This is a genomic window from Alcaligenes sp. HNGD-HTN06 (genome assembly GCF_049932565.1).
Classification (GTDB): Bacteria; Pseudomonadota; Gammaproteobacteria; order Burkholderiales; family Burkholderiaceae_B; genus Alcaligenes; species Alcaligenes ammonioxydans.
Genome location: NZ_CP187782.1, coordinates 2,193,850 through 2,208,343, shown reverse-complemented (window position 1 = coordinate 2,208,343; position 14,494 = coordinate 2,193,850). Strand labels below are relative to the sequence as shown.

Genomic DNA, 14,494 nt, shown 5'->3' with positions numbered 1-14,494 from the left:
CTATTGCAAGGTGGTGTGCGGTGCCACTGATAGCCAGCGATCATGCCTGCTGATCCATCAATCACGGGCAGGAATGTTCAGGCCCCGTTGCACTGCCGGGCGGGCCTGGAATTGCTGCAGGACACGGGCCACGTTCTTGAATTGCTCGTACTCCACCAACTCGCCTGCGCCGTAAAAACCGATCAGGTTGGCAATCCAGGGGAACAGGGCAATATCGGCGATGGAGTAGCGGTTGCCCACCATCCAGTCCTTACCGTCCAGATGCGTGTCGATCACGCCCAGCAGCCGCTTGGACTCGTTGACATAGCGGTCACGGGGGCGCTTGTCTTCATAGTCCTTGCCGGCAAATTTGTGAAAGAAGCCGAGCTGACCAAACATGGGGCCGACGCCGCCCATCTGGAACATCAACCATTGCAGGGTTTCATAGCGTTGGACCGGGTCCGCAGAGAGCAACTGGCCGGTTTTTTCTGCCAGATAGATCAGGATGGCACCGGACTCGAACAAGGCCAGCGGTTTATTGCCAGGGCCATTGGGGTCCAGAATCGCCGGAATCTTGTTATTGCTGCTAAGTGAAATGAATTCCGGGCTGAGCTGATCGTTGCGCTCAAAGCTGACCAGATGTGGCTCGTAAGGCAGGCCAATTTCTTCCAGCATGATGGAAACCTTGACGCCATTGGGGGTGGGCAAGGAATACAGTTGCAGGCGCTCGGGGTGCTGTGCCGGCCATTTGCGGGTGATGGGGAAGGCGGAGAGATCGATAGTCATGAGGTCCTTCACAATGGGGTGTAGAGGAAGCCTTGATAGTAGCAAGCGGTACGGCGACATACCGTCGCAGCCCGCCACCCAGTAAGGGATTTGTGCCGCTTAGCGGCTGCGCGGGCGCAAGGGGTCCAGCAAGGATTTCAGGCCGTTGTGGTCCAGCTCGTGCATCAGGGCCAGTAGCTGCCCCAGCCGCCCGGAAGGAAAGCCTTCCCGGGCAAACCAGTTCAGGTAATGCCCCGGCAGGTCGGCCAGCAAGCGACCTTTGTATTTCCCGTAAGGCATGGTGGTGTTCAACAGAGCAAGCAGGTCGTCGCTGGATTCAAGCATGGGGGCTTAACGGAGATGGTCGGCAAAGAAAGCGAGTGTACGCTCTTGAGCCAGTTGGTAGGACGCTGGGTGAAAATCGGGGCGATGATCGCAGCCAAAACCATGTCCGGCAGGCTCGTACACGTAAATGGCCACGTCCTTTTGCGCGTCTTTAATGGTCTGAATGGCGCTGGCAGGGATGGAATGATCCAGAGCGCCAAAGTGCATTTGCACCGGGATCTTGGGCTGTTCCAGGGCGTTCTGGGCAATCTGTGAACCATACCAGCAACTGGCGGCTTGCAGACCCTGCAAGCGGCAGGCGGCCAGCCAGCTCAAGGACCCTCCCCAGCAATAGCCCACAATACCCACCTTGCAGGAGCCCAAGGCATCGACGCAGGCCTGAATATCCAGCAGGGTTTTGTCGAGCGCAATGCGATTGCGCAGCGCCAGACCCGCTTGCACGTCCTCGGCGGTGTAGCCCAGTTGTACATTTTTCTCTTGTCGGTCGAACAGGGCGGGTGACAGTACGCGGTAGCCTTGCTCGGCAAAGCGCTCGCAGGTGTCACGGATATGTTGATTTACACCAAAAATCTCCTGCAGCACGATCAAGCCGCGTTCGGCCTGTTCATCGCCGGCGGCATAGGCCTCGAAACGGTGCTGGTCTGCGCTAGTCAAGCTAAGCATGCTCATGGCGGGTCCTTTAGCTATAAAACAATAATTCTCTCTTATAACAGTCGCCCATGCAGGGACGCCAGCCTAGGGACGTTTACAATCCACCCGGAATGGCGAGTAGCTTGACCACTTGCCCAAGCCCCTTCTACTTCAATGGAATAATGATGCGTGACGTGCTAATGGACAGTCTGTTCTGGACGATTGTGATGCCCTGGTTCTTGTTTCTAGGGCTGTTTCTTGTTCCCAAGCAACCTTCCTGGTTGCGAAGCTACGCCTTTCCTGGCGTGTTTGTGGCAGTAGGCCTGGGGCTGCTGGCTGCCGTGGCAGTGGGCGTTGGCATTTTCAGTATTGTGCTGGGTTTGATTGCCTTTGCCGTGTGTTACGAAAAGCAGAAAGCCAGCGCCTGAGTCCGGGGCAATGGCCTGAAAGAAACCATCGCAGGCAGTAGGCCGCGATGGTTTTTTTGCGCGTCAGCCATCCACCGGCTCGGTCGGCGTATCCAGCGTCAGCAGGTAAAAGGCGGCATCGAGCCAGCGCCCAAATTTGAAGCCCACTTCCTTGAACGTGCCCGAATGGGTAAAGCCCAGACGCTTATGCAAGTGGATACTGCCCGCATTGCTGGCATCAATACAGCCCACCAGCGTATGCACATTGGCCAGACGGGCACGGCGGATCAGCTCTTGCATCAGAATTTTGCCCAGGCCTTTGCCGCGATGCGCCGGGTGTACATACACGCTGTGTTCCATGGTGTATTTGTAGGCGGGAAAGGCGCGGAAGCTGCCCCAGGTAGCAAAGCCCATCAGCGTGCCCGCATCGTCCATGACGCCCACCACGGGAAAGCCGTTGGCGCGTTTGGTGGCAAACCAGCTCACCATGGCGTCGGGTGGGCGCGGCACATAGTCGTAAAGCGCGGTGGAGTTCACGATAGCGTCGTTCAGGATCGCCAAAATAGCGGCTGCATGCTGCTCTTCATCGCAGTCTATAAAACGCAGCCCGCTGTCACTGTCTTTCATGGATCTCTTCCTGTTCTGAGCAAGCCAAGCCGTCATCACCGATGGTGACGGGGGTGGGGCGCCAGCCTGGCTGTGTGGAGTGCTAAAGCTCATGAGCGGTAGCTCTGGCCTATCGTGTGGCGTATTTTATTCCACTATGTTGGGTTGCCAGTGGGAAATTCCTGCTAAGAACGTATCGCAGTGTGCTTTATTTTGAGGTCGTTGATGTTGACCTCCAGATGCATGCCTGAAGAAAAGAAAAACGCGCAGCGTGGGCTGCGCGTTTTGGCACTCTTGTGGCGTGGGTAAAGGCTGATCCGCTGGTCGAACCCTCCACGCCCAGCCATCAATCGTAGCGAGCGGCGATATTGCGTTCGCCGATTGCCAGACCTGTGGTCATGCCCAAGCCGGTGTGCATGACCGTCACTAGTGTGCTGCCATCGGCCTGCAAGACGGAAAACGGAGCCGGTCCTTTTGCACCGTACACCCCCTGCCAGCGTTGAAGCACCTGAACCGGGCATCCCAGCACCGTTTCAGCCAGAGCCAGCAGGTACTGGTCTGTTTCTTCCTGGTTGAAGGGACTGGCTTGCTGGCCGTAGTCGTGCGAATCCCCAATGATCAGGTCGCCCTGAGGGGTTGGGCTCATCAGCAAATGAATGCCTTGCTCCAAGAGCACGCCGTGGCGTTGCTGTACCTGCTCGCGCAGTGTGGCTGCCAGAGGCAGGTCGCTGAAGGCACCATAGTGCAGGCAGGACAAACCTGTCAGCAAGGGTCGGTCCAAGGCCCAGCCCGCGTCTTGTGCACGCACTTTCAGCATTTGCAGACGGGTCACCGAGGGTTTGACGGTCTCCAGCAGTTCGCGATGCAGGCTGCTGTAGTCATGGCCTGGGCACACAAAAATGCTGTTGGCCGTGAAGTCGCCCACGCTGCTGTGTACCTGACCCGCTTGGGCATAATGCACATGTGCTTGGGTATACACATCGACGCCCATGGCCTGCAGGCTGCTGGTAATGGCGGGCAGGGCGTCGCGCGAGTAAATCTGCAAATCGTCCAGACCTTGCAGCGCACCGTGGTGATGCCCCAAGCGGCCTTCAAACAAGGCGGCCAGTTCCTTGCCGCTCAACATCTGGCATGCCACACCTTCATCCTTTGCACGGCCTTGAGCGAAGTCTTCCAGCAGTTCCAGTTCCAGATGATTGCGCGCCAGTACCAGCGAACCATTGCTGCGCACATGAAAGCCCGCTTGCGCGGCCAGTTCTAGCCACAGTCCGCGGCTTTGGCGAGCCAGTTCCATCATGATGCCCGGAGCCTGGCCGGTGACCAGGACCTGACCGAAATTACGTATGGTGGCGCCTTGGGCCTGATGACTGCGCTCAAGCACAGCCACCCGTAGCTTGCGGCGGGCAGCCGCCCAGGCATGTGCCATGCCCAGGATGCCGCCCCCCACCACGATCACGTCGTAGTGTTGTGTGCTCATTACTTCTTGGCTTCCGATTTACCGTCGTAACGCTTGGTCCATTCGTCGATGATGCGCTCGCGGTTTTCAGCAGCCCATACGAAGTTGTTGTCGATCAGACGCTGGTTCAGGTCTGCAGGCAGATGGGGGTTGGCGGTCGCGATGGAAGGAATGGCCAGAACCGCGAAGTTGCTCTTGTACAGATGGTTGGCGGCTTCGCTGGCAGAAAAGTCAGCCAGTTTCTGCGCGGCTTCCAGGTTCTTGGTGCCTTTCATGATAGCCGCGGCCTCAATTTCCCAGCCCAGACCTTCTTTGGGGAACACCAGCTCCAGGGGAGCGCCTTCTTCTTTCAGGCGGGCGCCGCGGTAGTCAAAGGACACGCCAATCGCATACTCGCCGGAAGCAGCCATATTGCAAGGCTTGGAACCCGAGTGGGTGTAGGCGCCAATGTTCTTGTGCAGGCCGTCCATGAAGGCCCAGCCTTTATCTTCACCAAACAGCTGCAACCAGGCGCTGACGTCCAGGAAGCCGGTGCCCGAGGAGGCGGGGTTGGGCATCACGATCTTGCCGGCATAGACCGGCTTGGTCAGATCTTCCCAGGAGGTCGGCATGGGCAGCTTGTTTTTTTCCAGCTCGACGGTGTTCACACACAAGGCAGCGGCAAACCCGTCCATGCCGACCCAGCTGGGCGGATTGTTCTGGTCGCGCATTTTGGCGTCAATTTTTTCCAAACCCTTGGGGGCGTAAGGCTGCAGCATGTCCTGGCTGGCCATCAGGCCCAGGGAGGAGCCGGCCAGACCCCAGACCGCGTCAGCTTTCGGGTTGTTCTTTTCAGCGAGCAACTTGGCGGTGATGATGCCGGTGGAGTCGCGGACCCACTGGATCTTGATATCGGGGTTCTCTTTTTCAAAAGCGGCCTGGTAGGCTTTGAGCTGATCGGCTTCCAGCGCGGTATACACCGTCAGGGTGGTGGCAGCGTGTGCCAAAGAGGCGGTGCCCATCAAAGCGGCGGCCAAGGAGCTCAGAACAATGGTTTTCATGAAGGAATGTCCTTGTGACAGCAAAAGGGGGAGGGGTTAGAGAGAGTCGCTGGGGTGTTCGCCCTGGGCCATGCGCTCATTGATCTGTTCAATCACGGCAGGCAGTTGGGCAACGGTATCAATCAGATAATGAGGCTGGGCGTGGGCAAACGTGGCAGCAGCGCGATCACGCAGGGTCTGGCGGCTCGTTTCATCCAAGGCCAGAAATTCCAGCTCGGTCAGACCGGCGGCGTTGCCCGAGAGCAGCAAACCCACCGTCCACATGCCGGCATTGCGGCCTTCCTCAATTCCGACCGCCGTATCGTCAATTTTGACGCAGGCGCTGACATTGCGGATTTCCAGACGGATGACGTTTTCCAAGGCCATGGCGGGCCAGGGGCGCGCCTGTGGCACTTCATCGAAGGCCACGTGGTAGTCCACCAGCACTTGCTGGCGATGGGCGTGTTGCAACAGATTGTCCAGAACCAGACGCGGGTAGCCGGAGCACGAGCCAATCTTCAGGCCTTGGCGACGCGCCCAAGTCAAGGTTTCACGCGCACCCGGGATGGCCGCGGAGAACTCGCCCACGCGTTCGTTTTGCATGGGCAGGAACGTGTTGTAGATGCGGTCCACATCGTTATCATCAGGCTGGCGATCGTGCAGGGCCACGAACTGGGCATGCACTTCGGGCAGTTCCAGCATGGCTTTGATGTGGTCCCATTTGCCAATGCCCATGGCGCTGCGAGCCTGGTCCAGGTTCAGGGTCAGATCAAAGCATTTGAAGGCTTCAACCAGAATTTGAGTGGGAGCAAAGGAGCCAAAGTCCACCAGCGTGCCGGCCCAGTCGAAAATCAGGGCTTCAAGGTGCATGGCCTGGGAGGTGGATGTATCAAGTGGCGTATTTGCGCAAGTAGGGGAGGGCATTGCGGTCCTATCGGGTTGGAGAAAGAGAGGGAGAGCGCCAGGCCTGGCTGCGGCGCAAGGCGGCACGGCTCAGTACATGAACCAGCAGGCAGACAAAACCGGAGCTCAGCATGATGACCGTACACATGGCCGCTGCCGGGCCAATAAAGCCGGCGTCATCCATATTCATGACGGCGACCGAGGCCAGCACGGTTTGCGGGCTGTAAAGAAATACGACGGCAGACACGGTGGTCATGGCCGAGACAAACAAATAGCGCGCCACGGACAGCAAGGCAGGAAGACACAGGGGCAAGGTCACCCCCATCAAGGTGGACAGGCGTGGCGCTTTCAAGGAGGCCGCGGCCGCCTCCAGCTCCGCGGGAATCGCCTTCAGGGCGGTCACGAAGTTCAGGTGGGCGCTGGTGTACAGGTGAATGACGCTGCACAGGACCAACAAGGTCATGGAGCCATACAAGCCGGCCAGGGGGTTGTTGGGATGGTTGAAAAAGAAGATGTAACCCAAACCCAGGACCAGTCCGGGAATGGCCATGGGGGCCAGCGCCAGCATCTGCAACAGGCTGTACAGACCTTTGTCGGTCCGGCCGCGGGCGGGGAGTTTTTCCAGCACCCAGGCACCCAGGAAAATCAGGGCCGAGCCGATCACGGCGGTGAACAAGGCCATGGTCAGGCTGTTGCGCCAGGCCAGCCAGCCGCCGCCATCCATATTGTTGAAGTCGTAGGACTTCAGGGACAGGCTCAGGTTGTAAGGCCAGAACTTGATCAGGGAGGCCCAGACGGCCATGCCCACGATGGTCAGGATCGCCAGGGAAATCAGCACCATGACCCCCATGAAATAGCGGTCGCGGCGGCGGTGTGGCTGGGGCGAATAGGCGCTTAAAGACCCTTGTGCCTGACCGCGAGCACGGGCACGCAGGTGGCGGTCCAGAAAGAAGGTCAGGACGGCCGGGATCAACAGCAGCACCCCAATGGCAGCGCCTTTGGAGAACTGTAATTGGCCGACCACGGCCTTATAGGCTTCCATAGCCAGTACGTTGTAGGAGCCCCCCACGACCTTAGGTACCCCAAAGTCGGTGACCGTCAACGTAAAGACCAGGCAGGCGGCGGAGAAGACGGCATAGCGGCTGGCAGGCAGCGTCACGGTCATAAAGCGACGCCAGGCGTTGGCGCCCATGGCGCGCGCCGCGTCATACAGGCGGGCATCGGCCAGAGCCAGACCGGTACTTAAAATCATCAAGGCATGGGGGAAGGTATAAAAAGCCTCCCCCAGCACAATGCCCCAGAAGCCGTAGATCGTCTCGCCGCCTATCCAGTGACGCAGCAGTCCCTGATTGCCGAACAAATAGATCAAGGACAGGCCCGGCATCAGCGAGGGCGCCAGCAAGGGCAGCAGTCCCAAAGCCCGGAACAGACCGGCACCCCGGATGCAACAGCGCTGCAGGGCAAAGGCAAAGGCGTAGGCAGCGGGAATGACAATGGTCAGGGTGGTGAGGCCAACCAGAATCGAGCGACCCACCATGTGCATGAAGCCTGGGGCGCTGATGATGGACCAGAACTGGCCCAGCCCGACCAACTGACCCTCGCTGTCCTGAACGGCTCGCAGCAGGATAAACAGCATGGGCAGGGCCAAAAACAGCACCAGCAGGGCAAACAGGGCAATCAAGAGGGCGCGTCGTGCTGCCGCGCCTATCCAGGCAGGCAAGACGCGACGAGTCAGCGGGGGATTCTTCACGCGTGTGTCGGCAAGGGGTAGCCCGTACAGGCTGGTCGAGGGCAGGGCGGCCGTGCCAGCTGGCGGCACGGCAGTATTAGTGGTGGGCATGCAAGGCCTCGCTGGGAAGCTGGATACGACAGCGTCGTGCAGCCAGTGGGTCAAGCAGGCGGTCTCCCTGCTCCGGATTGACGATGGCCTGCACAGTCAAGCCGTCCATGCCCTCCGGACGCAGCGTCAGTTTGTAGTGGCGACCCAGGAAGATGCCATCCACAATGTCTGCCAGAAACGTATTGGTGACCGAAGTGGGGCTGTTGTTGTCCAGAACGCGGATGTTCTCGGGACGTATGAACAGTCGTCCGGCACTGGTTGGTGCCTCCTGGCTCAGATCCAGACGGACCCGCTCGACCAGCACCGAGCAATCATGCAAAGGCGTGAACGGCAGCCAGTTGGCCTCGCCCACGAAACCGGCGACAAATGGGTCTGCCGGGGCGCGATACAGAGCCTGGGGACGATCAAATTGAACCAGGCGGCCTTTATCCATCACGGCAATGCGGTCGGCCATGACCATGGCCTCTTCCTGGTCGTGCGTCACCATCAAGGTGGTAATGGACAGCTGTTTTTGCAACGCACGCAGCTCGCTGCGCAGGCGTTCGCGCACCTGCGCATCCAGGGCGGACATGGGCTCGTCCAGCAAAAGCAGCGAGGGTGAAGGAGCCAGGGCGCGGGCCAAGGCCACGCGCTGTTGCTGGCCGCCGGACAATTGGGCCGGGTATTTGTTTTCCGAACCGGACAAACCCACCAGATCCAGCATTTCCGAGACCCGCTGACGCACTTGTGTGGCCAGGTTTTTGCGGGGCGACAGCCCATAAGCAATGTTTTGAGCCACGGTCAGGTTGGGAAACAGGGCGTAGGACTGAAACAGGATGCCGTAGTCGCGTTGTTGGGGGGGCAGTTGAGTGATGTCACGTCCAGCCATAACGATGCTGCCCCGGTCTGCCTGTTGCAGGCCTGCAATGCATCGCAGCAAGGTGGTTTTGCCGCAGCCCGAGGGGCCCAGCAAACAGACCAGTTCACCGGCCTGGATATCCAGGCTGACCTGGTCCAGGGCAGTAAAGGAGCCGAACTGCTTGTGCAGTCCTTGTATGGTTAAAAAAGCAGGCTTGGCGCTCATCCCGAGGTTCCGACTTGTCATGAATGTCATGAACGTCAGTATGGGAGTCCTATATGGCGGCCCGATGACAGTACAACGAATTTCTGTAATACGAGAATCGGATAATTTGGGTTTTGAGTTTTCCCAAGGAGAGCGGCAGCATGCTGGCTCTGGAACTAAAGTCCTTTCACGCGACGGCCCATTGTGGCTCGATTACCAAGGCGGCCCAGTTGCTGGGTATCAGCCAGCCCACGGTCACCTCGCATCTGCGGCAACTGGAGAGCCGCTACGGGGTGGAGCTGTTTTATCGGCAGGGCAAAGGAGTCTATTTAAGCCAGCAAGGGGAACGCCTGCTGCCGCAAGTTGAACAATTAATGCAGCAGGCCGCGCAGATTGATTTCAGTCTGCGAGACTTGCGTGATTTGAAAAGCGGCATATTGCGGGTAGGGGCGACCGGACCGTATTACATCATGGCGGTATTACGGAATTTTCATCAGGCCTACCCAGGTGTGAAAATGCGTTTGAGTATCGACAACTCTCATCGGGTGCTGAGTGCCTTGCACGATTACCAACTGGATGTGATCGCTTCGTCGGCGCTGGTGGATGACTCACGTCTGGTGCGTCTGGTGCTGGCCTCCGATCCTTTAGTGGCCGTGCTGCGCAAGGATCATCCGCTGGCAAGCCGCCAACGCCTGCGGATTGTGGATCTGTGCCGCTACCCTATGTTGATGCGCGAGTCTGGGTCCATGACCCGGGAGCTTTGCTACCAGGTCTTTGGACAGGCGGGGCAGGAGCCCACACACATTCTGGAAATAGGCAGCCGGGAGGCCATTGGGTGGGGAGTGGTGTGCGGCATGGGCGCCAGCTTGCTGCCTTTGCGTGAAGTGCCGGCGCACCCGGACATCATCAGCTTGCCCTTGAGCGATGTCTCGGCGCACTTGAGCGAGTTTGTGTATTGCCTCAAAGAACGCGCGCAGGGTCATGCCATACGCGCGTTTCTGGAGCAGGTGCAGGCCCAGTTGCCCGCACCGGGAGGCTAAGTTCAGTTCAGTTCAGCCAAGCCTTTCTCGAAGGCCTGACGGGCCTTCTGAACGGCATCACGCTGATCCTGAACCGCCTGGCGCTGGCTGGCAATCTGGTCCTCTTGCTGGGCCAGCTGTGCGCTAAAGCGTTCGCCCAAGGTGCTCTGTGCGCTGACCGCGGCCAGATTGGCGCGGATGCGCTCCTGCTCTGCAATCGTCTCATTCAGGCGCTCGACCGCCAGGTTCTGCGCCTGCTGGGCCTGGCTCAGTTGCCGACGCAACTCAATCAGCTTGTCCATCTTGGCCTGCAGGGCCTGGTCCTGGCCGTTGCCTCGCCATTGCACCAGCAGGGTTTCGTCGATGTCTTCCAGACGCAGTTCCGTCTGGTCCTGCAGGCTGAGCTGAGCCGTGACGGTGATGGTTTTACCTTTGGGTACCTTCACTTTCAGGCGGTGTTCCTGGGCTGTGTCGCTATCGTGGGCATCGGATTTGAAGGACCAGCCATCCTGACGCGGTAACTGGATCAGGACGGTCCTATCTTCGTTCGCGGGACCCGTGATCTCGAAACGGAAGTTTTGAAAGCGGGTCCATTCCGATCGAGCCACGCCATCGCTGACGCGCGTGTTGCTCAGGCGATATTCCTCTGTCTGTTCTTCACGGATCTGCACTTTGCTGTCCTGGGCAAAGTAGATCAGGCGTTGCTCTCCAGTTGGCAGCCCGGCCAGCTCCGCATCCCCCACATGACCGTCTTGCTGGTCAAAGACGGTGATGATGCCCGGTGGCAGGCTATTGGCCTGCTGATTGTTGACCCAAATGGCGGCCGTGGGATGATCGCCCGCCTGACCACTGCGATATACCGACAGAGCCTCAGCCTGCAAGGACGTGTCCATAAATGGGACGGCGACTGTCTGGCCGGTGGGAACATTCACTGTCTCGGGCAAGCTAAAGCGTACCTGGGTTTGACCTTCCTGAGCTTGAGCGTCGCTGTTGGCACCACCCGCGGCCCATTGTTTGGAAAGGACGCTGTCTGCCATGTAGGCTGCTTCAGCGATGGGGGCAGGGGCAGGGGGGGCCATGCGGGCACGCATGGCATTAGCCATGGCCGGATGAGCTTGATTCGCGCGCACGCTTGCCTGGGTGTCCGCTTTCGGGGCGATGGCGCTGCCCACGGCAACGGGCAGTTCGGGGCGCTCGTTCCAGTAGCGCTCCAGCAGGCGTTGACGCAGCATCACTGGTGAACCCGAGCTTAAGGTGACCTTGACGTTTTTCCAGTCCTCGCCAGTGGTGTTTTCGAAAATGGCCCAGGCCTGCAGTCGGGCTTTGCCCTCTTGCATCATCAGTCGGTAGGAGCTTTTCCAGACTGGGGCAGGAATCAGATAGGACAGACGCGCGGTCTTGGTGTCGGTCTTGTTCAGGACCAATTGAATGTCACGCGATTGCTGATTGTTTTGTCCGGCCAAGACCTGCGCGGCTTGCTGCAATTGTTGCTGCACGGTTTTATCCAGCACTTCCAGGCTGGTGTCGGGACCCAGCTCCAATGTCTGAATCTGGCCTTGCTCCGTGAGCACGCTCAGGATGGCCTGGGAGGAGCGCTCGTTAGTGGCCGCAATGGTCTGTACACCCAGAACGGCACCGCGCACCTGGCGACCTTGCGAGCTGGCGCTCAGTTGTTGCCCTCGCAGGGCCTGCGCCAAGGCGGCGGGCGAGCCCAGATCCTTGGCCGAGAAGGGCAAACTGTCAAAGCTCTCTTTCAACGGGGCCAGACCGGACAGGGTCAGCGATTCAATGCGGCTTTTGCCGTCTACGGCCATCAGGGTTTTTAAAATATCATCGACCTGGTTCAGAGGCACGCGCAGTTGGGCGGTTCCTGTGTCGGTAATCGGGATCTGTCGTTCGATCTCGGCCATACCGGCGCTGGATAAGGTGATCGCTTCGATCTGCTGGGCCCAGGCTGCACTGGCTGTTGAGCCCATCCAGACCAGCATCAAAGCACCGGTCAACGAGCGCAGGCGTGGAGCACGCGCCGCGTGGGGCATAAATTGGTTCATGGCGCTTCCTTATTCATCCATAAGCGAAACAAAGGGTTGAAGCGCATTATGCCTAGCCTTGCTGGGCTCTGTCTGTCATTCGGGTAACAAAAAATGCCATGCTTCGATTTCCCGCAGCCTGGAGCAAAAAATGCTTACGTCATCAAAAGCGCACACGCCTCTGCTAGGATTTGGTCAGCGAGACTGTGGGACACGCACTTTTCATTAATCGGGTGAAGGATCATTATGATGTGGACGTCGTGGGGCAATGCCTGGGCGGGAATGGGAGTTGCTCTGGTTTTGGCCGTCTGTTTTTATTGGCCCGCCCGGCGCCTGTCCTGGAGTCTGCCCATCGAACTGGAGTCCGGCTTGAGTACACGCCCACGTCGACTACACCGGCAATGGGGGTGGGTGTGCCAGGCCCTGGCTTTGGGGCTGATGCTTTGGGCAGGGTGGCGCTGGCAACTGACTCCGGCCGCAGTGGCTGCCTGTGTCTGGATCGCCGTTACCGCTTTACTGGCCTGGATTGATGCGGAAACCGGCTACCTGCCCGATCGCCTGACCTTGCCTTTGTTGTGGCTGGGCCTGCTGGTCAATCTGGATCACACCTTTACCACGTTGCCCTTGGCGGTGCTGGGTGCAGCGCTGGGTTATGGTCTGCTGTGGCTTTTGAATCATGGTTTCCTGCTGCTGACCGGACGTGCCGGCATGGGGTACGGCGACTTCAAGCTGCTGGCGGCCCTAGGGGCCTGGCTGGGGGCAAGTGCCCTGCCCGGCATTCTCTTGTCTGCCTCTGTCCTGGGTTTGCTGGCCGTGCTGATCTTGCGCTTGGGTGGTCGGCTGGCGGCAGGGCAGGCCATTCATTTTGGGCCTTATCTGGTCCTGGGGGGCTGGATCATGCTGTTTTCTCTGCCTCGCCTTTTTTAAGAAGCAGGGGCATTCGCTCAGCTAAACAAGATTTGATGGTTTGCCCATGCCCGCCGCAGGGGCCGGAAGTGTCCACCGACAGGTCGTGTTGACCCTTTTGTGAGTGCGGCGCATCTCGCTTGGCATCCTGGGTACTCGCTCCCGGCCGATAGGTGATAGTTGGGGCTGGCAGGGCAGTCGTGGTAAAACGTCCCGGGCCAGTCGGGCTGGCAGCCATTGTGCCCAAGCGGTCAGCAGACGCACAAGGCGGTTCTATGGACATTATCCCGCTGATAAAGCGGACGGGAACCTGGGGATGAAGGGATGATTATTGTTGTTGGTGCTGGTGTGGCGGGTTTGGCAGCGGCGCGCCGTCTGAGTATGCAAGGTCAGGCTGTGACGCTGGTGGCTCCGCCAGAGCGGCAGCCTTCGTGGGGTGAAACCTTGTCTGAACGCGGTGCCCAGGTCTTGACCCGTCTGGGATGGGAAAGCTGCCTGGATGAGACGGTGGCTCTGCGTTCTCAGGGGCGTTTTTCGGTATGGGGAAATGAAGGGCTGCGCACCGTGCAGGACGAGGATGGTCAGGGGTACCTGCTGGACAAGGCACGTTTGGAGCAGGTGCTGCTTGAACGATTGCAGAAAGAAGAGAAACTCAGCTTGCGTCGCACACGAGTTCTGAGCCTGGAACACCAGCCTCACGGGCTTACTGTCAGATTGGCGGATGGCACGAGCCTGGAAGCCGCTGCCTTGATCGATTGCAGCGGTCGCGCGGCAGTATCTTGCGGGTCGGTTGCCAAGCGTCAACGACTGGACAGGCTGGTCGCGGCCTGGCGTGTTTTTGATCTACCGCAGGGAGCGGAGCCTCTGGCGGCTTCATTGGTCGAAGCGGCGGAGTTGGGATGGTGGTATTTGTCTCCCATGCCCGGCCATCGTTTGACGGTGGCCTTGTTCTCGGATGCGGATCTCTTGCCTGACGCTTTGAGTCATGATGGGTCGACGTGGGCCGGTTTACTGGCTTGCGCCGATGCAGCGCGCGTGCGTATGGAAAGTCTGGGCTTGATCGATCAAATGGCCGACTGTGCTCCTACCGTCAGCGCAGCTGCCAGCGCCACCGTGTCTCACTTTGTTGAAGGCCGTCTCCTTCGCGCTGGCGATGCGGGCGCCGCCATGGACCCCTTGGCGGCCAATGGTCTGGCTACGGCTCTGTGGAGCGGCTCGCAATCGGCACAGGCGGCTCTGGCCCTGACGCAAGGAAACCCTGAGCCGGCACGATCGTATGAAAAAGACTATTTGCTGGGTCTGGTGCGTCACCTGAATGCTCAACATGCCCTGTACGGTAGGGAGCAGCGTTATGCGGCGCAGCCATTCTGGCAACGCCGTCATCGCCCTTTGGAGTAGTCAGCAAAAGGGTGGGCCAGCCGAGCAAAAGGTGATGGGCCTGTGCATGTCAAAAAGCCGAAGCAGAATAAAGCATCTGTTTCGGCTTTTTTGTCGCTGGATCTTCGGGGTCAAGGAGATCGGTGTCTCCCCCTGACGGTTGTGCCCGT

General features: G+C 59.2%; 14 protein-coding genes. 4 read left to right on the top strand and 10 right to left on the bottom strand.

The annotated features are described in order from the left end of the window. Nucleotides 1-57: 57 nt before the first annotated feature. From ACOZ42_RS10045 to ACOZ42_RS10035, 3 genes are all read right to left on the bottom strand, one after another. Nucleotides 58-765 carry a glutathione binding-like protein gene (locus tag ACOZ42_RS10045; protein ID WP_426345090.1) on the bottom strand — a complete coding sequence of 236 codons (708 nt, stop codon included), beginning with the start codon at nt 763-765 and terminating at the stop codon, nt 58-60. A 99-nt stretch (nt 766-864) separates the two neighbouring features. After that, nucleotides 865-1,089, bottom strand: coding sequence for a DUF3820 family protein (locus ACOZ42_RS10040; protein WP_003799391.1), 225 nt, complete (start codon nt 1,087-1,089; stop codon nt 865-867). Nucleotides 1,090-1,095: 6 nt separating this feature from the next. Then, the gene (locus ACOZ42_RS10035) at nt 1,096-1,758 is read right to left on the bottom strand and encodes a dienelactone hydrolase family protein (RefSeq protein WP_426345089.1); all 663 of its coding nucleotides are present in this window, start codon (nt 1,756-1,758) and stop codon (nt 1,096-1,098) included. Nucleotides 1,759-1,904: 146 nt separating this feature from the next. Here ACOZ42_RS10035 and ACOZ42_RS10030 point away from each other — a divergent pair, with 146 nt between their 5' ends. Continuing rightward, nucleotides 1,905-2,147, top strand: coding sequence for a hypothetical protein (locus tag ACOZ42_RS10030; protein WP_235587731.1), 243 nt, complete (start codon nt 1,905-1,907; stop codon nt 2,145-2,147). A gap of 63 nt (nt 2,148-2,210) precedes the next feature. Here ACOZ42_RS10030 and ACOZ42_RS10025 read toward each other — a convergent pair whose 3' ends face one another. The 6 genes from ACOZ42_RS10025 to ACOZ42_RS10000 form a co-directional block, all read right to left on the bottom strand. Next, a complete protein-coding gene (locus tag ACOZ42_RS10025) occupies nt 2,211-2,753 on the bottom strand; it encodes a GNAT family N-acetyltransferase (RefSeq protein ID WP_003799396.1) in 543 nt (180 codons plus the stop codon). A 325-nt stretch (nt 2,754-3,078) separates the two neighbouring features. Continuing rightward, nucleotides 3,079-4,209 (bottom strand): TIGR03364 family FAD-dependent oxidoreductase, encoded by a 1,131-nt coding sequence (locus tag ACOZ42_RS10020; protein WP_003799398.1) that lies wholly within the window; start codon nt 4,207-4,209, stop codon nt 3,079-3,081. After that, nucleotides 4,209-5,228: a putative 2-aminoethylphosphonate ABC transporter substrate-binding protein gene (locus ACOZ42_RS10015; RefSeq protein ID WP_240208609.1), complete on the bottom strand. Its 1,020-nt coding sequence runs from the start codon at nt 5,226-5,228 to the stop codon at nt 4,209-4,211. Before ACOZ42_RS10015 ends, ACOZ42_RS10020 begins: the two co-directional genes overlap by 1 nt. A gap of 36 nt (nt 5,229-5,264) precedes the next feature. Next, nucleotides 5,265-6,131, bottom strand: a complete 867-nt coding sequence (gene phnX, locus ACOZ42_RS10010) for a phosphonoacetaldehyde hydrolase (protein WP_426345088.1) — start codon at nt 6,129-6,131, stop codon at nt 5,265-5,267. Nucleotides 6,132-6,138: 7 nt separating this feature from the next. Next, the gene (locus ACOZ42_RS10005; protein ID WP_336579345.1) at nt 6,139-7,950 is read right to left on the bottom strand and encodes a putative 2-aminoethylphosphonate ABC transporter permease subunit; all 1,812 of its coding nucleotides are present in this window, start codon (nt 7,948-7,950) and stop codon (nt 6,139-6,141) included. Next, complete coding sequence (locus tag ACOZ42_RS10000) at nt 7,937-9,013, bottom strand: putative 2-aminoethylphosphonate ABC transporter ATP-binding protein (RefSeq protein WP_003799405.1); 1,077 nt, start codon at nt 9,011-9,013, stop codon at nt 7,937-7,939. Before ACOZ42_RS10000 ends, ACOZ42_RS10005 begins: the two co-directional genes overlap by 14 nt. A 140-nt stretch (nt 9,014-9,153) precedes the next feature. On the opposite strand from ACOZ42_RS10000, the gene ACOZ42_RS09995 reads away from it, so the two are divergent. After that, the gene (locus ACOZ42_RS09995; RefSeq protein ID WP_003799407.1) at nt 9,154-10,032 is read left to right on the top strand and encodes a LysR substrate-binding domain-containing protein; all 879 of its coding nucleotides are present in this window, start codon (nt 9,154-9,156) and stop codon (nt 10,030-10,032) included. Between the two features lie 2 nt (nt 10,033-10,034). Here ACOZ42_RS09995 and ACOZ42_RS09990 read toward each other — a convergent pair whose 3' ends face one another. Further along, nucleotides 10,035-12,062: a DUF4139 domain-containing protein gene (locus tag ACOZ42_RS09990; RefSeq protein WP_426345087.1), complete on the bottom strand. Its 2,028-nt coding sequence runs from the start codon at nt 12,060-12,062 to the stop codon at nt 10,035-10,037. 225 nt (nt 12,063-12,287) lie between these two features. Here ACOZ42_RS09990 and ACOZ42_RS09985 point away from each other — a divergent pair, with 225 nt between their 5' ends. Then, complete coding sequence (locus ACOZ42_RS09985; RefSeq protein ID WP_415301755.1) at nt 12,288-12,968, top strand: prepilin peptidase; 681 nt, start codon at nt 12,288-12,290, stop codon at nt 12,966-12,968. A 303-nt stretch (nt 12,969-13,271) separates the two neighbouring features. Next, on the top strand, nt 13,272-14,345 hold the full coding sequence (locus ACOZ42_RS09980) for an NAD(P)/FAD-dependent oxidoreductase (RefSeq protein WP_059318860.1): 1,074 nt from the start codon (nt 13,272-13,274) through the stop codon (nt 14,343-14,345). Nucleotides 14,346-14,494: the final 149 nt, after the last annotated feature.